The following is a 20152-nucleotide window of genomic DNA, read 5'->3' on the forward strand; positions in this document are numbered from 1 at the left end:
ATTAAAAAGGAACAAATGAGTGCATGAAGCTCACATTCGTTCCCCTTATAGTTTGGATAATTCTTAAAAAATCAAACTGAGTTTAAATTAATTTGCAGAACGTTAAATCTTAACGAATATAACCTAGTTCTCTTAAATATTTTATATAGATCGGCTTCATTTGAAGATTAGAACCTTTTGTAAAGAGCCATTCAATAACATCCCTTTCCAGATAGTTGTGTTCCTTTTTAAACTCATTAAATACTTTTAAGGCCACACTTCTGTTAATACCTAACGATATTAATTGAATCATAATAGGCTCCATTGTTCCTAATTCAAGCATTATGGGTAAGGATAAAATTAATTTATATTTCTCCTTTTCTTCTTCTGACAATGAGTATGCTAAAATATCAGCCAATACCTTAAAGTATTTCACCAAGGTAAATGTGATAACTTTTGAGTGAACCTTCATTACATTATTAATTCTTTTATTAATATCATTCTCATTCTCAGCATCTATCTCCTCACGAACATTTGCATAGTAATTAATATCCTCCTCAATTATTTCCCTAAAGCTCATATTTTGAAGCCACCTAAACCCAAAGTGTGAAATATTACCCATATATAATTTTTTAATGTTATGTTTGAAGTATGTCTCTTTTGTAACTTCGAAAACGTCATTTATTTTTGTGCACAATATAGAAAACTGCCAATAAAAACTCAAATCTTTAAATTCATAATTTTCTAAATCTACTTTTCTAATTTTCTTATAGAAATTAGAATTAGGGGAAATAACCCAATTAATAATTCCTTCTTCTTTGATAATTTGATATAACTTATTTTGTAACATAGGGTCTACAGAAGGATTTAATTTTAATACCTCATACGGTAGCTCTATATTGAAAAGTTGTGATTCAAGTTCATCTATTATTAATGCAATTTCCGACTTATCTAAGCCTTTATTCTTCAGATAAGTTTCCAACTCATTTTCACCACTTAAGTACTTATGTTTCAGTAAAGTAATTGTATGGCCACTCTTGTTTCTAGTTACATCAAGCGCCCTGTCCTTCAATTCATTTTCTATGAAACCATCCTTTTTTAATGATTTAGTACTCGCCAAAACCACTTCTTTTTGATAATTTTCTGCAAAGTATTTTTCTGCTATGATCTTATCAGAGTTATTCTTTGCTACAAAATATATCGAGCCATATAATGAATCTTTAATTCTTCCTGCTCTACCTATTAAATTTCCAAATTCAAATGGGGATAATTCATCAGTCCTCTTCTTAGGGTAAATTAGGAACAAATTCTTAGCAGGTAAATTTACCCCTTGAATTAATGTAGAGGTACAGTATAAATACAATATCTCTCCACTATCAAAAAGACTTTCTATTTCTTTCCTAACAAGTTCCGGTAATTTACTATGATGAAATGCAACACGATATTCTAAGCATTTAACTAAGTAATATTTTGGGTGTATTTCCTCTTTTAAATAATCAATTAATTCTCTAAGAGCATTACTAGCTTTGGATTCTAAAGAATTTAAGTGCACCAATGCCCATTTCTCAGCAAAATCCGTTCTCGGAGAGTAAATAATACTTTGTTCTCCATCGGCTATCCTTTTTACAATCTTAGACATTAAAGTGCCGGAATTGGAATCCGCGACCTGTTTAACATTAAAATCAACTGGCAATGAAATATTTAGTCCTTGAGCTTTTTCTTGTAAAGAGGTCACTTTTAGATCAAGATTGTTATAAATAAAATCAGGGGAAACAATGGCCTTTATCTGGAATACAGGTGATAAACTCGTTTCATTCTCAACACATTCTTTATTGAATATATTAGAAAACAAAGTGTCACTATTTGATATATTAGGGCCTGCCGTAACTATAGTTGTTTTCGGCCAAGCTTTACTTAAGTCATTCAAAACATATTCTAAAAGAACCCCTCTTCCTTCCTCATCTTCAATGTTTTGTATTTCATCAATAAAAATGAAATCTGGAGAAAAAGAATCATTCTTTTGATAAAGCACATTCAAGCATCTTTCTGGTGTAAGTACATACATTACTTTTTCATACTTAGGGTTGTCGTAGTCCACTTGAGTATTAATAAAGGCAGTTTTAATCATTATTTCTTTATTTAATATTCTTCGAAATTGTTCACTTACTTGGTTTAATAAAGCCTTTGAAGGAACGATATACAATACGTTGAATTTTTTTAATATATCAAACTTATATTTTATATAACTTTGGATGATAAATGATTTACCACTTGATGTTGGAGCAGAAATAGAAACATTATTCTGTCCAAGTAAACTTTCCCAAAGTTTCCTCTGAAAATCTGTTGTAACAATTGATTCTTGGTTAAGGTCTATAGTATTTTCATCACGTTTGAGTCCAACTTCGTAATCAAGAATTGTTCCGAATTCATGTTTAAATTTTATATGTGACAGATTTTTGTGTGAATTGGAATCATAAAGTACAGATAAAAATTTAGTTGCCAATAAATTTCCAGTTCGAGAGAAAATTATGTAGCTCATTTTATTACAATTAACATCATCGCTATACAATAAATACAACAAGGATGCAAAAATCTGAGCCCTTTGTTTATGTATATCTGTTTTACTATCTGAAAGAATAGAGGCCACCCAACCAGCTTTCTTTAGTTCACTCATATCAATTTTTTTGCTTGTACCATTAAAGTTTTTCGCTATGTAATTGTAAAGCATTGTATCTAAAACCTTGCTAAATATTGCATGATCGTAGGCCTGTTCACATAAATTATCCTTCATACTGTACCCCGTGTATTTGATAATAAACTGTGTTTCTAAACTTTCTGACGTTATTAACTGGGATAATAAAAAAGTCCAAATAAACCTTTTGTAGGTTTTCCCACTTAGTTATCTTATCTTGTATAAGACGAAAATGTTCATTTCCTCTATCAACAAAATATTCTTTAATTAACTCTTCCGCCATTGTCTGAGTCAGAGCTCCTTTTTCAATGGTATCAATACTGCTCGTATTGTACATCAGAAAAACTGGATGAACTAAAATGTTTTTCTGAAAAGCCTCAGAACCTGGCGTAAGACAATCATATACATAATCTATATCTAAATCACCACTTAGACTCTGTTTAGCAACCATAAATTCAGTGGCACTAAATTGTGATGATGATTTTTCATTATGAAATCTATCCAAAGAGTCTAATGCATTGTCAACACTAGCAGCGAATCCGTCCATTATTTTGGATTCCCCTATGAGACATGCCGAATGGTATTTATCAGGCTGATATTCATAATCCCCAAGAAAGATACCGTCCCCTCCTTTAACTTGGTCTCTTGGGTTTGATAATGTTGTAATTTTATAAGCAACCATTGGGCATTTTAGAACGCTTTCTACTAATAAAAAAAGTAATAGCTCTCCATATTTCCCGTCAGTATCGGGATTCTTTTTTCCGAAGTATTTCTGAGATTGTAATACAGCCTTGACCTCACCAAGTTCTTTTATTTTCCCTGGACTATAAACAAATTTATGAATTGACTCAGCTACAAAGGTTGAAATAGCATTAAAATCCAGAATATTTCCTGAAAACTTGATACTATATCCTCGTACTTTTATTTTTGTATCTTCCGCGTTGTGTTGTCTTACCAAATGATCGCTAACCCATTGTTCATCAATTTGAACTAACTTTTCCCATTCCATAGATCTTTTCAATTACTCCTTTATAGAAAATTTCTATATAAAAACAACTTTTTTAATAAACATTCTGATTATACATGCTTAGTTAGAAGTCTTATTTACTTTGTCTGTTTTCAGGCAGACATAAGGCTGAATAGTCTTCAAGCAATATTATATTAAAAATAATTTACACCTGAATTGTTTAATTTCTAATACTTAAATTGCTTCAAATGTCGCAATACCCCTAATCATATGATTTATATACCTATTTCTATTCAGTTCTTTTAATTCATCAACTTTTTGTTGACAATACATGTATGTCTCCATTTTAAATCCAGTGAGATCAATTATAACTGATTGATTTACACCTTTAAGAATCATCTTAATTACTGCATACTTTGAGATTCCAGTTGGAGTAAATGGGTTCCTTATTTCATCTTCCCCTTCATTTAAAAGTAAATATTCATTCTTAATCAAATTCAAATAATAAGCAGGAAATGAATGCGTAATTGATTTTCCTTTACTGTTTACAAAAAAGCTCTTATTATCAATTTTTTTGGACTCACGAATTTTCAAGTAACTTTCAATTTCTTTATGCAGATTGAAAGGAACTTCCAGGAGAAATGAGCTTCTCCGATTCTCCTGAGAATTAATTTCCAGCTTTCTTTCATCAACTAAATAATTTTCTATTTGTAGATCCTTTAGTCTGTCGAAACTAAATCCATACACAAGAAATAGCTTTATCATAATTTGAACTTGTACTGTAATGAAGGATTTATCCTCATCTTCTCTCATATATTTTAAAATAAATTCAGATTGATCTTCGTTAATTTCAGGATTACTTTGCCGTTCCTCTAATTCAACTCCCATAGAATCTAAAAGCAACTCAACATCTTTATATAAATTTTTAAACGGTTTAACAGAAATTAAATTCTGATTTGGAAATTCACTATATACTGCTTCTTCAAAAAATCTATTAATTATCGTTAAATAGTCATCAATGGCAGACTTACTTCGAACATTCTTATTTTTTAATATGTAATAAACTGTACTCTGGATAATATCATTTCTAGTTATTTCATGTTTAAGCACATTTTCAATAGTCGACTCCGATTTGAACTCTAAGATATATTTAACGAAATAGTCTCGAATTTTAGGTATATACATATCAAATTTTGATTTTGTTAGCTTAACGCCAAAGTGATAGACAACATTCATTATTTCATATTCATTCATAGTATGGCCCTCATTCCTTATACCGTTTTTTTATTCTCAGCTTCCCACCCCTTACATATTTCGCCAAATTCAACCGAAATCCTCTATAAAATGATCTATTAACTTGATTTACATTAAAATATGATTTATCAACGAAATCATGACTAGTTTTTAAATAATCACTCCCTAATACCACTTCATAAAAACAGCGAAAAGGCTGGCAGTTTAGGATTTCCCCCGCTCCATTCAACCTTTCCTCAATTCTTATGCCTCAGTAACATTATTTCATCATGTTAAACCTCACCCCAACCACACCACCGCTCCCTGCAAAGCCAACCGCCTCTGCAAATACGCCTTCAAATGAGGATCAACACAGTAGATATAGCACCCCTTCGTTCCCCGGGTCATTAGGGTGCGGTAGGTGTTGCGGATAATCTGATCGGCTATGCGGAGGGCTTCGTCTTTGTCTTTTTTGTAGAGGGTCTTGAAGCCTGACAGGGACTTGTCCGTCTTCGCACGCTTGAAGGGGTCGGTGATGATCCGGTTGTACTCATAGCGCATGTCTTCGCCGATGATCACTCCGACATAGTCGAATTCCAGGCCCTGTGAGGTGTGGATGCAGCCTACTTGCTCGATGGATTCCGGGTCGATGGCCCAGGTGGTGGTATTGCTCAGGTTCCAGCTCATGAAGAATTGGTACTGCTCTAATTGAATGTCATGAACGCCAGGATTGTTCTTGCCGTCGCTCTTCCAGTCCCAGCAGTAGCCAGCGAGCATTCGGGCCTTGTTATTGATCTGATTCTTGCTGAAGATTTCGTCCCGTAGCTTATTCGGGTCATCGTAGAGCCGGATATCATACTCGAAGTCGAAGCCGTCTGCATTCGCCGTCTCTCGGATCTCAAGCACATCATCCAGCCATGCCAAATATCCGTCCGAGCCATTGCACCGGAATTGGGACGCCAGGGTCAGCTCGGTGATCTCCGCATAGTGTCGAATCTGCTCCTTGCTGCCCACATCATGCATAGCAATCTTCTGATATTCATCAATGAAGAATACGGAGAACCGGGAAGCACGGATGATCTCCATCGTCTGATTAATCCCTTTATTTTTGAACAGGCCGGACTTCTCATTTAAGCGGTGCGCCTCGTCCACAATCAGGCAATCGAATTCATCGGGTAATGCCTCATAATACACGCCTGAGCCCTTGAACAGGTTATCAATGACCGACTTCTTCACGTTCTGCTGAAGCTTCTTCATGTATACGGAACGCGGAGCGCTATTCTTGGTTACATATTGGCAGACCAGCTCCCGGGCGGTAAGTTCTACCAGAAGATTAATGCCAAGCACCGACTTGCCTGTTCCCGGGCCGCCTTCGACAATCAGGACTTGCTTTTTTCCCGACTGGGCCTGCTTCGCTAATCTTAAAGCTTCCTCATAGACGACCTTCTGATCGTCAATCATAATGAATTCCTGGTTGCCCTGGAGCATACTTAGGAGTGAATCCTGCAACGATTTGGAGGGTTTAATTTTGCCATGCTCGATAAGGTACAGTGATTGGGTTCTATCGGTCTTTTTAATATAGGTCGTGATGAACCCTCTTAACTTCAGTGCATCTCCCTTGGAGAAGATCGGTGCTTCCTCAATGTAGGGGTCATAGATTGGATGTAATAACGGATCGTTGTCGGTTTGTATGTAGTTATGTAAATAGGCGCAGGGGTAGAGTTGTACAGCTTCGTTCTGTACGGTCTCATTATAATCATTGATTAGCCTGGCATAAGACCACGCTTGGTAAGATGGATGCGACGTTCTAGTCTTTGTCCGGTTAAAATAGGTTTGCACCAGTCCATCTGCATCCTCAACTGTCTCCACTTCCGTCCACTGCTTAAGCTCAATGATGACGACAGAGTATTGATCCTGTTCGTTCAGGCCTGTAATCATGAAGTCGACTCTTCTCGGGGTCGCTGGAATTCTATATTCAATCGCGATTCCTACGTCATCTGGAATGTCCGATGTGTTCAGTACTTTATATAGATAGTTCATGGAATTGTTCCATGCGTTGATTTCGCCCATGGCGGCCCTGCCGATTTTTTGGACGTACTGGTTATGGATCTTTACCGCAATCGTATCCTCGGTCACATCATCCATAAATTGCTGCTTGGTCGATTCATAGATAATCATAGAGCTCTCCCCTATTCATTCACTGCTGTGTGCTTTTGTGTGAGCTTCCCTTGGAGCTGGATATGGGGTATTTCTTCGCGTTCTTGTCTATCTTCTGAAGGATCGCATCCTTAACATCGATCTGCAGATCATGAGCCAGCGTTAGCGTGTAGATGAGAATATCCGCGATTTCGTCCTGCATGTCGGAGTAATGCTGCTCTATAGCCTGCTGACTGTTCTTCCATTGAAAAAGCTCCAGCAGCTCGCTAGACTCCAGCGTGATCGAGAGCGCCAGATCCTTGGGATCATGGAATTGCTTCCAGTCCCTGTCGTCACGGAATTGAATGATTCTCTGCATTAATTCGTCCATGTGAACCTCCGCCCAGTGGGTCAAATTCAATTTTCCACAATTTCTCTGTATGTAATGATGATAGCATAGCCCAACCTGAAAAAGGGAAAAGGTTGTTGTTTAGCCATTTCAATATTGAGCTATTCTTCCATATGCTTATATCGTTTTGTTCCATCGTCCACACCGTGAACGGGTGCCCTACTATATTGATATATCCTTCCATTTTCTTTACGATAAAAATATCTGGAGCTTCTATCATCCTCAAAAATAACGGTTGTACTCACCAGAGGAGCTTTACCAATTTGAGTATAAATTGCATATATATCTTTAGGGTTATACCCTCGTTCTTCTATTAAGTATGCTTCAACTTCGTTCGTTGTTTTGTCCTTGAATATTTGTAAACCAGCCACACTTACAGCGCAAACCATCAGAACAATTACCAGGAGTAGTATCTTTATTTTCTTCATGATAAATCTCCTTTGTATATAGTAGTAAGATATTCTAGGTGAAGGATCGGACCTGCATCTGCTACAGGATAAGGCAATATAACGGAGGAGGGTTAAAATGAACAACATCGCGAAGGTTATAGCGGGTTCCTTGCTTATAGGAATTTTTGTAGGCTGTGCAGATAACTCCAATGCTACCCCCAAACAAGATGCTACAAATCAAGAGGCACAGCCTTCAGCGCCACAATCATCATCGGATCAGAGCAATTTCAACACAGGTATATTCATTGAGTTAAGTGATGTAAATGATACGAAGTTTAATGATGACATTAAAAATAGTTTGAACGCAGTAATGAACGCTTTAGTGAACAATAACGCAGAAAAATTCAAGAGTGCATTTGCAAACGATAAATCGGCTGACGCACACGGCTTCATGCTTGGCAAAGAGTACTCTTTCGATAAGCTAAATTCTGTTGAAGAGGATTCTGCTGGAAGAACTGTTGTAACTCTAGAGGTTAAAGTTAAGGATGGTTCAGGTATTAAGTTTAACAATCTTTCCTTTTACTACGTGAAGGATGATACAGGCAATTGGGGGTTAAGGACTATAGATTAATTTCCGACCCAGAATTTAAAACAGTGAATAAAAAAGGTGCTCCTTCGAGAACACCTTTTTGTCTATGGTTTATTTAAAATAATTCTCCAGCTTACTTATTATTTCAGTATTGTCGGTTGAATAATCACTTAGTTTATTCTTGGTCTTACTACTGTCATACAAGGAAATATTAAATTTGTTATATATGTCAATCCCAAATCTAGCCTCCTTATTTATATATATCCGAAGGTTATAAGTATAGGAATCAAGCTTCATTTTTTCGTCATGTGCATTCTTCAAGTCTAACTTATCGAACTCAGCCATGATCTTATTTATTTCTTCCCGATCTTCAATTTTGATTTCATCTTGCGTAACTTCAACACCTGAAGATTTTCGGGTGATATAGATGGCCGATATTTCATTAATATTAATTTTATCAGTTACTACTTTCTTAAATGAAGTCGTCTTCTGAGAATTATATACAACAACAGCTGCAACCAAAATAATGATTAAAGCCCCGATTCCTATAAGGTACTTGGTTTGTTTTTTCATAATAAATCCCCCTATCCTCCCGCCCCCGTATACTCATCCATAACCCTTTGCATTTGCACAATATGCCGCTTGGCGTGCTGACACAGGAAATAGATGTATTGATACACATCAAGCTTCCCCAGGTTGTTTACCGTCATTGTGGTTGTGTAGAGTAGCCCCTCTCCGTTTCCTAGCTCCTTCAAAAGCTCTCTGCATTCGCTAATTTGCTCTTCCAGTAATGCTCTAATCTGCCCTAATTCTTTGTCCCCTGTAGGCTCCATATGCTCAGGTCTGATCCATTCAAAAGACTTATGCTTAGCTATTGCATCAAGCTCCTGCAGATGAATTGGACGGGATTCTATCACTGCCCTTAAATCTTTCTTTGTGGACAGTTCAATGGCTTTCCGCGTCCCTTTTCTAATGAGAATCAACAAAAAGTGATTGGTTAAGGTTACATGCTCCAATACTTGTTCAATACTCCATCCAACCTGCGGTTTAAGGGATCGGACGTCGGACTTCAAATCAAACCAGTCTTGATAATCATTTAATGTCTGAGATAGTTCCTGATCAATGAAGCTTATTGCTTGATCTACGTTCATGGTTCCACCAGCTTTCAGTTATCTATGGACTCCTACTTAAAACCCGCAGCATGAACCTATATATACTCTCTAGCTATCTACGAATCCGAGTGAACCATGAGCTTGGCCTTAGCAGGACAACGGTGATCATCGCCACTGCCCCCAGCAGCATTATATTCAAGCGGTCAAAGATCCGGTAGAATACATCCGGCGAGAGGTACGCTCCATTCTGATACAGTACCTCGTCAATAAGCCGTGCGAAGGCATGCGTCCCCCGGTTCAGGGTCCAATATTCCTGACGTACCGCAGTGAGAAAAGGCTTGTTTGCTCTAATCGCTGATTTCATTACAGCCTCTATGCTGTCTATTCTAATATAATAATACTCTTCGCCCAGTCCAGGGCTTGCCGCCTCTGCCGTCTTGAACGGCCGGACATACCGCCATCCCTTCTCATACGTAGGATAGCTGGTATACCCGTACCCTAACTCATAGAATGAAGATCCCGGAGAATGCTGCGGAATGGCCTCAATGACCGTCCCCTTGAGGATATGTAGGGCAACCGCCGTATCCTTGCTTGGAATCTCACTATAGTATTGCAGAGACACAGGCGCTTCTACAAAATGCGTTATCGAATAGGCAGGCTCTCCAGATATGCCGGGAAAATAGGAGCTATACGCGCCCAGATCCATCTGCTCCAGCGGAATGCCTTGTTGATAGGGACTGGCTTCGGCCGCAGCTGAGAAATCCTTGCGCAGCTGGTGATTGTGATATAATGAGGCCCCTGTCCGGTAAGCAATAACACACAAGAGGATAATGACCGTCAACACGGCGCACCACCACAAGAATGGTCTAGAGACTGAGGGAACAGACATGTCATTATCCTCCTTATGGGGGGCTTAATAATCTGGCTGAGCAGAATTACTCGAAATTCACATGGACGGTTCATCGGGAACCTGCGGCTTTTGGCTAACACTGAAGATGTCAGATATATCTTCAACTTTTATTTGCTCAGTGTCAGCACTAGTTTTGATTTGTAACATATTATCTTGAAATGTTAGAGCTGTTCCCCTGATTACTTCACCAATCTTAGGAATAACTACAACTTGCCTTTTCCCTTCTACTGTCCAGTTAATAAATTCATAAATATCAAACATGAAATCCCCCTTCCTCCGGCTCCCCCACCGCAAACCCCAACACCCTCGTGGCTTCTGCCTTGAACCTTCCGATCCATGCGTCCCAGCAGTTATGGATGTTCATCCGATCATCCCCCTCCTAATCATTTCAATCCCATCCTATCAATAAAAAACGAATATACTCAACGGTTCCATTCCCGCCTATGAACAGCTATGCTATCGTACCTTTATGCATTTATATTGTATTCCCAAGGAGGAGCTGGCATTGACTGTGCACAACAATCTGGAAGAGTACCGTGACCCGATCAACTATGATCGGGAGTTCGGCGGGGAGACACGGAAATATCAGTTCTATCTGGAATGGGCCAAGGCGTCTGCCGGAGAGGTTTTGGAGCTGGCTTGCGGAACCGGACTTACGACTCTGCCGCTGGCTCAGGCGGGAGTGGCCATAACTGGCGTTGATATTGCTTCCTCTATGCTGGCTTATGCACGGGTGAAGGCCGGGAACTTGCCTGTAGCGTTTATCGAAGCTGATGCGCGAACCTTCCGCTCCGATAAGCGGTTTGCCATGATCTATTTAACGGGGAATGCGTTTCAGGCTTTTTTGAGTGATGAGGATCAGGCCGCCTTACTCCGCACCGTCTACAATCATCTGGAGCCCGGAGGACGTCTGATCTTCGAGACGCGCAATCCCGCAGGAACTGACCTGTCCGATGAAGAGGAGACGGATTGGGGCCAATTCACCGATTCAGACGGCAACGTAGTCAAGGTATCGGGCACACAGACCTACGATACGGAACGTTCCATCATGCACTGGGTAACTTTTCGCGATTGGGGCAATAAGCGGACAGAGTCACGGATCGACTGCCGGTTCACAACATACGCTGCGCTGACGGAGTTATTGACCCGTTACGGATTCCGTATCGAGCATAAGTATGCGGACTGGGATCGTACCCCGTTCACCTCCAGCTCCCCGCTCCTTATTAGCGTATGCAAGAAATCGTAAGCTTCAATCTGTTCTCTTTGCCATAATTAAGCTGACGATCTGCTCCATCTCCTCCTGGTTAAGGACAGAATACCAGCGGGTGGTTGTGTTATCCTTGCTAACTTTCAGCAGAAGTAGCTCCTTCTTATCTTCGGAGACATCCAGCATCACTCTTAGGCCACCCTGGACGCTTAAAAATATGGAGTCGAATTGATCGGGCTCTTTTTGGTTACTTTTGTTCTTTTCCTTTATTTGCAGGCTGGAGAGACGGGTTATGAGATCGCTAAGATCATCATCGCCGGTAATATTGAATTCCCTCTTTGCGTCATTTCCAGGAATAAAGGTCAGGGTAGTGATCTCCTTGTCAGGCAACAGGGGGGCTACCTGCCCTATCGTTGTGGTTACAGGATGGAGCCAGATCCGAATGGTGGTACCATAATTTTGGATCAACAGGACAAAAGGCAGAACGGCAACTAGAATTCTCAGTATTAAAAACCCTTTCCCTTTACGCATATAAGGTTAACCTCCTTGTCTGCTCACTCATCTTGAGGATCACCCTAAAATTTACCTTCTAGTATATCATAAGTCAGATTGCAGTTATGGATGCCCATCCTAGCAATAAAAAACAAATATAGTCAACAGTTCCATCCCCGCCCATGAACAGCTATGTTATCGTACTATTATACTTTGATAAATGAGGGAGCGATCTGCGATTGGATAAACACTTGAATACCGCAATGGAAGCACTCGAGCACTACTCTATAAGCTGCAAATCGGTTGAGTTCATTGCACAGAGCGGCAATACGATCTACAAAGTCACTGATCTGGACAACAATTGTTACAGCCTCCGGTTACATATCTCCAAAGGTGACGCCCTTGAGCCAATCTGGAGTAAGCGGGAGGTCCTTCAATCCGAGATGGTCTGGCTGGAAGCCTTAACCTTGGATACCGATGTGACCCTGCCTTCACCCTGCAAGAATACTCGTGGAGAATTCATTACGGACGTGAACCATACCCGCTGCACTTTGTTACGATGGGTGGAGGGTGAGCAGAAGCCTTTCATTCCAACTATAGAAGATGCCGGGGCCATAGGTGAATTGATCGGCAAGTTACATAAGCAAGCCTCGAACTGGAGCATTCCCGCTGCCTTTGAACGCCCGGCCTTTGATCCTTCCCGGATCTTGCAAGCCCTTGATCTGCTAAAAGAACGTGCGGCTGACGGACTGCTTGCTGCGGATGATGTGGAGCTTCTATTGCGTGCAGGCGAACGGGTCATTCACATGATGAATTCTATGGAGCGGACCGCCAGTAATTGGGGCATGATTCATGCTGATCTGATTCCAACTAATTTAGTGTTTGATGGAGAAGAGGTACGGCCCATTGATTTTGGCGCTTGCGGGTTCGGTTATTACTTAGTGGATTTGGGCTGGACGTTCTCCTACATCCATCCTTCGTTCAGAGAACAGCTGCTTCAGTCTTATTCCATGCACCATCCGTTACCGGATAACTATACCCAGCGGTTAGAAGGCTTCTTCATCGCAGCGCAGCTGGAGACGATGAATTTCTGGTTGGGCTTGCCGGACTCTCAGGAATGGCTGCCTGGACATATCAATAAATTAGCCAGTAGAGAGATTAAGTCCTACTTAAACAATGAATCGTTTCTCTTCAGCGGCGTGCCGTATTGGGACTGAATCTTCACCTGGGCTTGGCACAAGCGCAAAATAAAGACGCTACGGGAATTCCCGAGCGTCTTTTCCCTTCTTTATAAGGAAGAAAGGTACTCCCTTAGTTCTGCCCCCCGTACCCCTTATACGTTCCGTACACAGCATTCGCATACTGATCCGCCAGAATCGGGCGGCCGTAGGAATCAGTGGCACCTGGATACCAGTTGTCGCCTCCATTATAGTGTAAGAGTCCGTTGTAGATGTTGCCGAATCTTGCGATCTTCTCATCAAGAATAAGTCCGCCTAGAGCTACCTGATCCTGTTCGCTGCTGTGATTATACGTGCGGCCGAATTTGGCGCTGAATTGGGAGGCATAAGCGGCGCGTGTATTCGGCTCGACCTGCATCAAGCCGTCACCGGCGGATGGACTACCCGGCAGACCTGCTCCGAAGCTGCTCTCCTTCTTGATCACCGCGCTCAGGAGTAGAGCGAAATCTCCGCCTTTGCCGAATTTATTGTCTACATTCATGGCATAGGTCCAGATCTGGCTGGGCACCTCGGAGGGGCGGGTGACGCCGGTTGCAGGCGGTGAACCGGTGTAGATTTTGACCGAAGACATCTTGTCATTCACACTGTCGCCGACCCAGGAGGAGCTTGATGTATAGGTCCACTTGGTGCCGCTGTAATTATCGTCTGCATACACCTCCACTGTCCAGCCGTTCGGTACCTTGAGCGAGGACATCCAGTCATTCGGAATGCCTGCTGCGTTCAACTGGGACAGCACATAATTGCCTGTTCCCAGGGTGACGGCCTTGCCGCCATAGTCCCTGTCTGCATAGAAGATGGCTCCGTTCGTTGCTGGTGGCGTTGTGGGCGTTGGTGTCGGTGTGGTGGTGCTGCCGCTTTTCCATAGTGCGGGGACATTCGGCGGCTCCCAGCCGGTCAGGGACGTATGCGCCTGAAGACAGGTATATGTACCTCCGCCATAGGTTACGGTGTCATTCACCGCATAGGCCGTGTTCGGCGACCACAATCCTCGCGCGGCTGCATTTGCATTCGGTAAGGCAGTGAAGAACACGGAGAACAGTAATGCGAATGCGGCCAACAGGGATAGAGCTCTAGCTGACACTTTGGTATACAATAGCCAAGCCTCCTCAGATCGTTTGCCCTCATAAAATAACCCTATAAAGTGATGCTATGGCTTAAAAAGGCCCCTTCAAGGGGCATCCATCAGGGTACTATATTTTATTACCAATTTTCTAATTCATTCCAACATTTCTGTAGTTTTTAAATAGCTTGCCGAAAGGATTATATTCCCATATAGTGAACTACCATCCACCTAAGAGGTGGCGGCTTCTTGGTCAATGAAGCTACTGCTCCAAGTTTACCCAAGCTCAAAGGCTAGTCCCTAGCCCAATCATTGCAAAATCACATGGCTAGTTTCAGTAGGTTTTGAGCAGCGTTTACATCGCGATCATGATGCACGTTACATTCTGGACAAGTCCACTCTCGCAAGGCAAGATTCTTCACCTCTGCGTTCTTATAACCGCAACAGGAGCAAAGCTGACTGCTTGCATAGTGCTTAGGGGCAATAATAAGTTCTCTGCCATACCATTGAGCCTTATATTCAAGCATCGAACGGAACATACTCCAAGCTACCTCGCTAATCGCTTTTGCAAGTTTGTGATTCTGCATCATATTCTTTACACGTAAGTCTTCCATCACGATGACTTGGTTTTCGTTTATCATTTTGGCAGACGTTTTATGCAAGAAGTCTTTACGCTGATTCGCTATTTTTTCATGGTGCTTGGCAACTTTCAGCCTAGCCTTATGACGGTTATGGCTTCCCTTCTTCTTCCGCGATACATCCTTTTGCAGCTTCGCTAATCGCTTTTCAGACGTACGCAAGTATTTAGGATTGGATATGATTTCGCCATTTGAAGTAATCGCAAAGTCTTTCAGCCCAAGATCAACGCCAATCTTCGTATGCATTTTGGGCAACTGGACGATATCCGTTTCAACCAATACCGAAGCATAATACTTTCCCGTTGGTGTTTTTGAAATCGTGCATGATTTGATCAGCCCCACGAATGGGCGGTGCAGCTTGATTTTAATGCCAGTTTTTAGCTTTGGAATCTTGAGATATCCATCCTCTATAGCCACTGTTCCATTTTGGTTATTCGTTGTGAAGCTATGATTATTCGTCTTCTTGCTCTTGAATTTAGGAAATCCCGTTTTCTTATCCCGAAAAAAATTCTTATAAGCCTTGTCTAAATTCAGTTGTGTATTCGCTAAGGCAAGGCTATCGACTTCTTTCAGCCAGTCAAATTCCTTTTTGTATTGTGCGGGTGTATTCCTCAGCATCGTTTCCGTTTGCTTGTAATGTTCAATTTTATCTGCAAGCATTCTGTTGTAGATGAAGCGAACGCATCCGAACACTTTAGCGAAGTATTGTTGTTGCCCATGGCTTGGATAGATAAGGTATTTGTAGGCTTTCAGCAATGGCGATCACCCTTTCACACCTTGGTTTTCGATGTATTTTTGAATGACGTCTATTGGCGCTCCCCCCGTTGTAAGCAAGCAATAGGAGCGTGACCAAAAAGCCTCTTTCCAAAGTGATTTTCGGAGGGGAGGAAACTCCTTCTTGATCAGCCTAGATGATGCACTCTTATAAGCGTTGAGAAATTTAGAAATGTCGGTATTAGGATGAGTTTTCATTAGGATATGAACGTGATCCCTGTCATGATTCCATTCCTGCAAAGTCACATTGTAAGTAGGCTGAATGTATGCAAATATCTCTTTCAGACGTTCGGATATTGGATCTGTAATGACTTTCCTACGATACTTGATGACTAGAATAAGGTGAAAGTGAAGGGAGAACACTGAATGGTTATTGGAATCTAACTTCATTGATTTCACTGACCTTTCCAAGATACGACTGAATACTTTTATTATAGCATCTTAGGCGGTTAGAATCCATGTAGATTAGACCGTTTCCATTCATCCCTCACTTAAAGAAGATGAGAGAATTCTGTCAACTGAGGGTTAAAAGTTAAATGCTCCTTATCCCGCAGAAACGAGGATGCTCCTTTCATGAAGTTCAAAATAATGTTACTTCTCTCTATATTCTCTATCTTGTTTGTGGGCTGTGACATTAATGTTGTAAATGATCCTCTCCCTCAAGCAGAACTTTATCACCCGCCTTCATCTCTGTTAGAGATTGCAATTGTGGGTAAAGTCCCTTTTGATTCCGTCAGAAATGTTAACTACATCCCTAAGAACCTCAAGGATATTGTTGAAGACCCTGCTATTCATTATGACGGATTAATTATTACTGAGGATTATCTGGCTGAAGCAGGAAAGCAAGAATATAGAGATTTCTTTAGCAACCTAACGTATCCGGTATTTTTCATGGGGACGGAAAATTTGTTAGCGAAGGTATTTATGGATGACCGGTTAACCCTTGATGCAGCAAGAATAGACGGCTTCGGCGCTAACGTATCCGGATTTGTTTTGTCGAAGGGTAAGCATTTGGAGTGGGGCCTGTATTTACCAGACAACCCTACAGAAGCAGATAAAGATATCAACATGATTCTAAGAATCTCCAATATATTAGAAGATTTCAAGCGCAAATGAACAAGGGGCTTCACAGTGATTGATCACTGAGAAGCCCCTTGTTCCATTTAATTATTCATCAGAAGGGCATCACGGAGAAGCTCCCCTTGCACCCGTGTGCGATGGATAGCCCCTCCCTTACCCACCAACCTTACAATTTTCGACATTTTCTTCTCCTTAACTCGCATTTTACACAGGAATTTAACCTATTAATGAAAGAAAAGAAAACTTTACATAGTGCAATTTCACACAATTTTCGGCAATGATGCTATCATTAAGGCAATGAGCTTAAAATGACGAATTGTGTAGATTGGGGTCGGCTTCATGATGAGGGGTATACTAAGGTCCGGTTCGCGTAATATCTGGTTACATATCGCTGTGGTCGTAGTTATCGGGCTGATCGCAAGCTATGCCCTCCTGTCTGCAACGCCGGATGCCCCCAAGCCTCGAAGCAAGGAAGGCCTTCTGGATCTAACGCATACCTCTATCCGTACGAATCCGCTGAAGTTACAGGGAGAATGGGCCTTCTATTGGCATAAGCTGCTCTCGCCCGAGGATATACGAAGCCGGATGACAGGCGGGGAACCGGCTGAGCGGGACCGGTATATCAACATCCCCAGCTCCTGGCTGGGCTACCCGCTGGACGGTCAAGCGCTGAAGAGCGAGGGCTATGCCACCTTCCGGCTGGTGATCCGGCTGAGTGAGCAGGATCGAAAGGAGCGGCTGGCTCTGCGGCTGCCTACTATTTTTCATGCCTATAAATTGTGGGTGAATGGAGAGCTGCTGACAGAGGTCGGTGTGGTGGATCAGGACAAGGAGGGCATGACGCCGAATCTGGCGACGAAGCTAGTGTTCTTCCAGCCTGAAGGCGACACGGTGGAGCTGGTGATGCAGGTCGCGAACTTCCATCATAAGCGGGGCGGCATCACCAAGGATATCGAGCTGGGCGGCAGTAATGTGTTGACGGTCCGGACCCATCTGAAGATTGCTGCGGATATGTTCATCACGGCCAGCCTGCTGGTGATCGGTGTGTATCATCTGCTGCTGTTCATGCTGCGGCGTAAGGACCGGGCACCTCTATACTTTGGCCTGTTCACTGTGATGTTCTCTATCCGTTCCCTGCTGAACGGCGAGCTTATGCTTACCCAGTGGCTGCCTCACTTTCCGTGGGAATTGCAGTTCAAGCTGGAGTATCTGATCCTGTGCCTCGGCGGATGGATGATCACAATGTATTTTGAATGCATTTTCCCGGATTACGTGTCGCGGTGGTTCCGCTATGGCACCCGGATCGTCACAGGCGCACTCTGTCTGGTAGTTGTGCTGACCCCTGCTCTCGTCTATTCCCGAATGCTGCTGCTGATCGGTGTGGTCGTGGTTCTCCATATGGTGTATCTGATGGTCGGGTTGGCTCATGCGGCCTTGCGGCGGATGGAGGGAGCGCTGATCTTCCTGCTGGTGTCGGTGGTGGCTCTGGCTACAGTGATCAACGATTTCCTGTATTACAACGAATGGTCCCCCATCGGGAACAGCTCGCCGTTCGGGCTGCTCATCTTCACGGTTGCCCAGATGCTGCTGCTCTCTTCCAGATTCACGCGGGCGGCAACGAATGAAGAGCGGATTGCCCGGGAGCTGCAGGAGGCCAACCACAAGCTGACCGGGATGAATGCCAATCTGGAGCAGATTGTGCTGGAGCGCACCCACGCCTTATCCGCCGCCCATGAGGATCTCCGCCTGTCGTACGAGCGCTTACTGCACTCCGAGGAAGGCCGGAAGAAGCTGCTAGCCTATATTACGCATGATCTGCGTATGCCGCTGTCCAGTATGCTGGGTTATGTCGAGGCGGTGATGGACAGGGTGAAGCCGGAGCGCAATGAACAGTACCTGAGGTATATCCGTGATAATACGATAAGGATCAACCGCATGATCGGGGAGCTGAGCTTCTTGTCCCATCTGGAGACAGGGCAAGTGGAATACCGGATGGAGCCGGTTCAGGTGATTCAGTTCCTGCGCGGCTTCTATGAACAATATGAGCTGGTGGTGCGGGATGCGGGGCTGAATTTCGATCTGGATATCGGGCATACAGAAGCTTCAAGCGCGGTCCAGCCTGTTGCCCGGATCGATACACAACGATTAGAGCAGGCGTTATTCAATCTGGTGTCGAACGCGATGAAGTTCACGCCTGGCGGCGGATTGGTGCGTCTTACGTTGGCCGTGGACGAAGGGAACGATACGCGGTGTGCGGTCATCAGCGTGCAAGACTCCGGTATGGGTATTCCTCCAGAGCAGCTGGAGCAGATCTTCGACCGCAATTACCGGGTAGACCGGCCGGGGCTGGATATGGGCGTGGAGGGCAGCGGACTGGGGCTGGCGATATGCCGGGAAATTGTACAAGCGCATGGCGGGAGTGTCCGGGCGGAGAGCGACGGGAAGACGGGGTCGATTTTCCAGGTCATATTGCCGTTGATCTGAGAAGCAGGAAGGTGACAATAGAATGGACACATACCGAATTATGATCGTCGACGACGATCCCCATATCTGTGAGATTGTTGAGCTATACTGCCAGCGGGAAGGCTTCGACTCCTCATCTTGCCACAGCGGGGCCGATGCTATGATGCTGCTTGCGTCCTTTAACCCGGACCTGATTGTGCTGGATGTGCTGCTGGCGAATGAGAACGGCATTGACTGGTGCAAGAACGCACGCAATTACACGAATGCCCCGATTGTGTTCCTAAGCAGTCAAGAGGAGGATGAGGTGAAGATCAGCGCTTTATCCTATGGCGGGGATGATTATGTGACCAAGCCGTTCAGTCCGGGCGTACTCATGGCCAAGATCAAGGCCCACCTCCGCAGGGTATCCACGGGCAGAAGGGAACAGCTGCTGGAGCTGCCGGGACTAACGCTGGATTTCTATGCTCAGTCTGTCCATATGGGAAGCAGAACGATTTTTCTGTCCAAAAAAGAATTCAGCCTGCTCTCCTACATGGCACAGAACGTGAATCAAGTGGTCACTGCCGATACACTGTTTCACCTCATCTGGGGGATGAAGAGTCTGGAGGATACGCGAACAGTGGCGGTCCACATCAGTAATCTGCGCAAAAAAATCGAGGAAGACCCCATCCATCCCGAGCGGATCATTACCGTCCGTGGGGCCGGATATATGCTGGTTGCCGGGAAACGCTGAGCACAAGCGGAAACGGCTTTGCCGACCTTTTAAAGGACGGTACCGTTTCAG

General features: G+C 43.1%; 20 protein-coding genes. 6 read left to right on the top strand and 14 right to left on the bottom strand.

The window, feature by feature from the left end; translation table 11 throughout:
- Window positions 1–109: 109 nt before the first annotated feature.
- From C162_RS07435 to C162_RS07460, 6 genes are all read right to left on the bottom strand, one after another.
- Window positions 110–2770 (bottom strand): DEAD/DEAH box helicase, encoded by a 2661-nt coding sequence (locus C162_RS07435; protein ID WP_036693065.1) that lies wholly within the window; start codon window positions 2768–2770, stop codon window positions 110–112.
- Window positions 2760–3680 carry a Hachiman antiphage defense system protein HamA gene (locus tag C162_RS07440; protein ID WP_036693066.1) on the bottom strand — a complete coding sequence of 307 codons (921 nt, stop codon included), beginning with the start codon at window positions 3678–3680 and terminating at the stop codon, window positions 2760–2762. Before C162_RS07440 ends, C162_RS07435 begins: the two co-directional genes overlap by 11 nt.
- Window positions 3681–3872: 192 nt before the next feature.
- Window positions 3873–4892 (bottom strand): hypothetical protein, encoded by a 1020-nt coding sequence (locus tag C162_RS07445; protein ID WP_036693067.1) that lies wholly within the window; start codon window positions 4890–4892, stop codon window positions 3873–3875.
- 279 nt (window positions 4893–5171) lie between these two features.
- Window positions 5172–7049 carry a DUF2075 domain-containing protein gene (locus C162_RS07450; protein WP_051493294.1) on the bottom strand — a complete coding sequence of 626 codons (1878 nt, stop codon included), beginning with the start codon at window positions 7047–7049 and terminating at the stop codon, window positions 5172–5174.
- Window positions 7050–7068: 19 nt separating this feature from the next.
- Window positions 7069–7398 carry a nucleotide pyrophosphohydrolase gene (locus C162_RS07455; RefSeq protein WP_036693068.1) on the bottom strand — a complete coding sequence of 110 codons (330 nt, stop codon included), beginning with the start codon at window positions 7396–7398 and terminating at the stop codon, window positions 7069–7071.
- A gap of 119 nt (window positions 7399–7517) precedes the next feature.
- Window positions 7518–7844: a hypothetical protein gene (locus tag C162_RS07460; RefSeq protein WP_036693069.1), complete on the bottom strand. Its 327-nt coding sequence runs from the start codon at window positions 7842–7844 to the stop codon at window positions 7518–7520.
- Window positions 7845–7941: 97 nt separating this feature from the next.
- On the opposite strand from C162_RS07460, the gene C162_RS07465 reads away from it, so the two are divergent.
- Window positions 7942–8436 (top strand): hypothetical protein, encoded by a 495-nt coding sequence (locus tag C162_RS07465; protein ID WP_036693070.1) that lies wholly within the window; start codon window positions 7942–7944, stop codon window positions 8434–8436.
- Between the two features lie 69 nt (window positions 8437–8505).
- On the opposite strand, the gene C162_RS07470 is transcribed toward C162_RS07465, so the two are convergent.
- From C162_RS07470 to C162_RS07485, 4 genes are all read right to left on the bottom strand, one after another.
- Entirely contained in the window at window positions 8506–8967 is a 462-nt protein-coding gene (locus C162_RS07470; RefSeq protein ID WP_036693072.1) for a hypothetical protein, read from the bottom strand.
- An 11-nt stretch (window positions 8968–8978) separates the two neighbouring features.
- A complete protein-coding gene (locus tag C162_RS07475; protein WP_036693074.1) occupies window positions 8979–9545 on the bottom strand; it encodes a DinB family protein in 567 nt (188 codons plus the stop codon).
- Between the two features lie 73 nt (window positions 9546–9618).
- Window positions 9619–10395 carry a hypothetical protein gene (locus tag C162_RS07480; protein ID WP_036693076.1) on the bottom strand — a complete coding sequence of 259 codons (777 nt, stop codon included), beginning with the start codon at window positions 10393–10395 and terminating at the stop codon, window positions 9619–9621.
- A 57-nt stretch (window positions 10396–10452) separates the two neighbouring features.
- Window positions 10453–10677: a hypothetical protein gene (locus C162_RS07485; protein ID WP_036693079.1), complete on the bottom strand. Its 225-nt coding sequence runs from the start codon at window positions 10675–10677 to the stop codon at window positions 10453–10455.
- Between the two features lie 250 nt (window positions 10678–10927).
- On the opposite strand from C162_RS07485, the gene C162_RS07490 reads away from it, so the two are divergent.
- Window positions 10928–11662 (top strand): class I SAM-dependent methyltransferase, encoded by a 735-nt coding sequence (locus C162_RS07490; RefSeq protein ID WP_235218373.1) that lies wholly within the window; start codon window positions 10928–10930, stop codon window positions 11660–11662.
- Between the two features lie 3 nt (window positions 11663–11665).
- On the opposite strand, the gene C162_RS07495 is transcribed toward C162_RS07490, so the two are convergent.
- Window positions 11666–12154 (bottom strand): hypothetical protein, encoded by a 489-nt coding sequence (locus tag C162_RS07495; RefSeq protein WP_036693080.1) that lies wholly within the window; start codon window positions 12152–12154, stop codon window positions 11666–11668.
- 200 nt (window positions 12155–12354) lie between these two features.
- On the opposite strand from C162_RS07495, the gene C162_RS07500 reads away from it, so the two are divergent.
- Window positions 12355–13332, top strand: coding sequence for a phosphotransferase enzyme family protein (locus C162_RS07500; RefSeq protein ID WP_036693083.1), 978 nt, complete (start codon window positions 12355–12357; stop codon window positions 13330–13332).
- 94 nt (window positions 13333–13426) lie between these two features.
- On the opposite strand, the gene C162_RS07505 is transcribed toward C162_RS07500, so the two are convergent.
- From C162_RS07505 to tnpA, 3 genes are all read right to left on the bottom strand, one after another.
- On the bottom strand, window positions 13427–14446 hold the full coding sequence (locus tag C162_RS07505; protein ID WP_036693084.1) for a carbohydrate-binding protein: 1020 nt from the start codon (window positions 14444–14446) through the stop codon (window positions 13427–13429).
- Window positions 14447–14733: 287 nt separating this feature from the next.
- A complete protein-coding gene (gene tnpB / locus C162_RS07510; RefSeq protein ID WP_036693087.1) occupies window positions 14734–15807 on the bottom strand; it encodes an IS200/IS605 family element RNA-guided endonuclease TnpB in 1074 nt (357 codons plus the stop codon).
- A 6-nt stretch (window positions 15808–15813) separates the two neighbouring features.
- On the bottom strand, window positions 15814–16215 hold the full coding sequence (tnpA, locus tag C162_RS07515; protein ID WP_156949566.1) for an IS200/IS605 family transposase: 402 nt from the start codon (window positions 16213–16215) through the stop codon (window positions 15814–15816).
- A gap of 183 nt (window positions 16216–16398) precedes the next feature.
- Here tnpA and C162_RS07520 point away from each other — a divergent pair, with 183 nt between their 5' ends.
- The 3 genes from C162_RS07520 (at window position 16399) to C162_RS07530 (ending at window position 20101) form a co-directional block, all read left to right on the top strand.
- Entirely contained in the window at window positions 16399–16941 is a 543-nt protein-coding gene (locus C162_RS07520) for a hypothetical protein (RefSeq protein WP_036693091.1), read from the top strand.
- A 303-nt stretch (window positions 16942–17244) separates the two neighbouring features.
- On the top strand, window positions 17245–19389 hold the full coding sequence (locus C162_RS07525) for an ATP-binding protein (protein ID WP_036693094.1): 2145 nt from the start codon (window positions 17245–17247) through the stop codon (window positions 19387–19389).
- A 22-nt stretch (window positions 19390–19411) separates the two neighbouring features.
- Window positions 19412–20101 (top strand): response regulator transcription factor, encoded by a 690-nt coding sequence (locus C162_RS07530; RefSeq protein WP_036693096.1) that lies wholly within the window; start codon window positions 19412–19414, stop codon window positions 20099–20101.
- Window positions 20102–20152: the final 51 nt, after the last annotated feature.

Origin of the sequence: Paenibacillus sp. FSL R7-269, assembly GCF_000517865.1 — a bacterium.
GTDB lineage: Bacteria > Bacillota > Bacilli > Paenibacillales > Paenibacillaceae > Paenibacillus_AQ.

What these genes read in the sequence shown, in the direction of transcription:
- C162_RS07435 (WP_036693065.1), bottom strand. Translation starts at nt 2,770, where the DNA reads ATGAAGGATAATTTATGTGAACAGGCCTACGATCATGCAATATTTAGC.
- C162_RS07440 (WP_036693066.1), bottom strand. Translation starts at nt 3,680, where the DNA reads ATGGAATGGGAAAAGTTAGTTCAAATTGATGAACAATGGGTTAGCGAT.
- C162_RS07445 (WP_036693067.1), bottom strand. Translation starts at nt 4,892, where the DNA reads ATGAATGAATATGAAATAATGAATGTTGTCTATCACTTTGGCGTTAAG.
- C162_RS07450 (WP_051493294.1), bottom strand. Translation starts at nt 7,049, where the DNA reads ATGATTATCTATGAATCGACCAAGCAGCAATTTATGGATGATGTGACC.
- C162_RS07455 (WP_036693068.1), bottom strand. Translation starts at nt 7,398, where the DNA reads ATGGACGAATTAATGCAGAGAATCATTCAATTCCGTGACGACAGGGAC.
- C162_RS07460 (WP_036693069.1), bottom strand. Translation starts at nt 7,844, where the DNA reads ATGAAGAAAATAAAGATACTACTCCTGGTAATTGTTCTGATGGTTTGC.
- C162_RS07465 (WP_036693070.1), top strand. Translation starts at nt 7,942, where the DNA reads ATGAACAACATCGCGAAGGTTATAGCGGGTTCCTTGCTTATAGGAATT.
- C162_RS07470 (WP_036693072.1), bottom strand. Translation starts at nt 8,967, where the DNA reads ATGAAAAAACAAACCAAGTACCTTATAGGAATCGGGGCTTTAATCATT.
- C162_RS07475 (WP_036693074.1), bottom strand. Translation starts at nt 9,545, where the DNA reads ATGAACGTAGATCAAGCAATAAGCTTCATTGATCAGGAACTATCTCAG.
- C162_RS07480 (WP_036693076.1), bottom strand. Translation starts at nt 10,395, where the DNA reads ATGTCTGTTCCCTCAGTCTCTAGACCATTCTTGTGGTGGTGCGCCGTG.
- C162_RS07485 (WP_036693079.1), bottom strand. Translation starts at nt 10,677, where the DNA reads ATGTTTGATATTTATGAATTTATTAACTGGACAGTAGAAGGGAAAAGG.
- C162_RS07495 (WP_036693080.1), bottom strand. Translation starts at nt 12,154, where the DNA reads ATGCGTAAAGGGAAAGGGTTTTTAATACTGAGAATTCTAGTTGCCGTT.
- tnpA (WP_156949566.1), bottom strand. Translation starts at nt 16,215, where the DNA reads ATGAAGTTAGATTCCAATAACCATTCAGTGTTCTCCCTTCACTTTCAC.
- C162_RS07520 (WP_036693091.1), top strand. Translation starts at nt 16,399, where the DNA reads ATGAAGTTCAAAATAATGTTACTTCTCTCTATATTCTCTATCTTGTTT.
- C162_RS07525 (WP_036693094.1), top strand. Translation starts at nt 17,245, where the DNA reads ATGATGAGGGGTATACTAAGGTCCGGTTCGCGTAATATCTGGTTACAT.
- C162_RS07530 (WP_036693096.1), top strand. Translation starts at nt 19,412, where the DNA reads ATGGACACATACCGAATTATGATCGTCGACGACGATCCCCATATCTGT.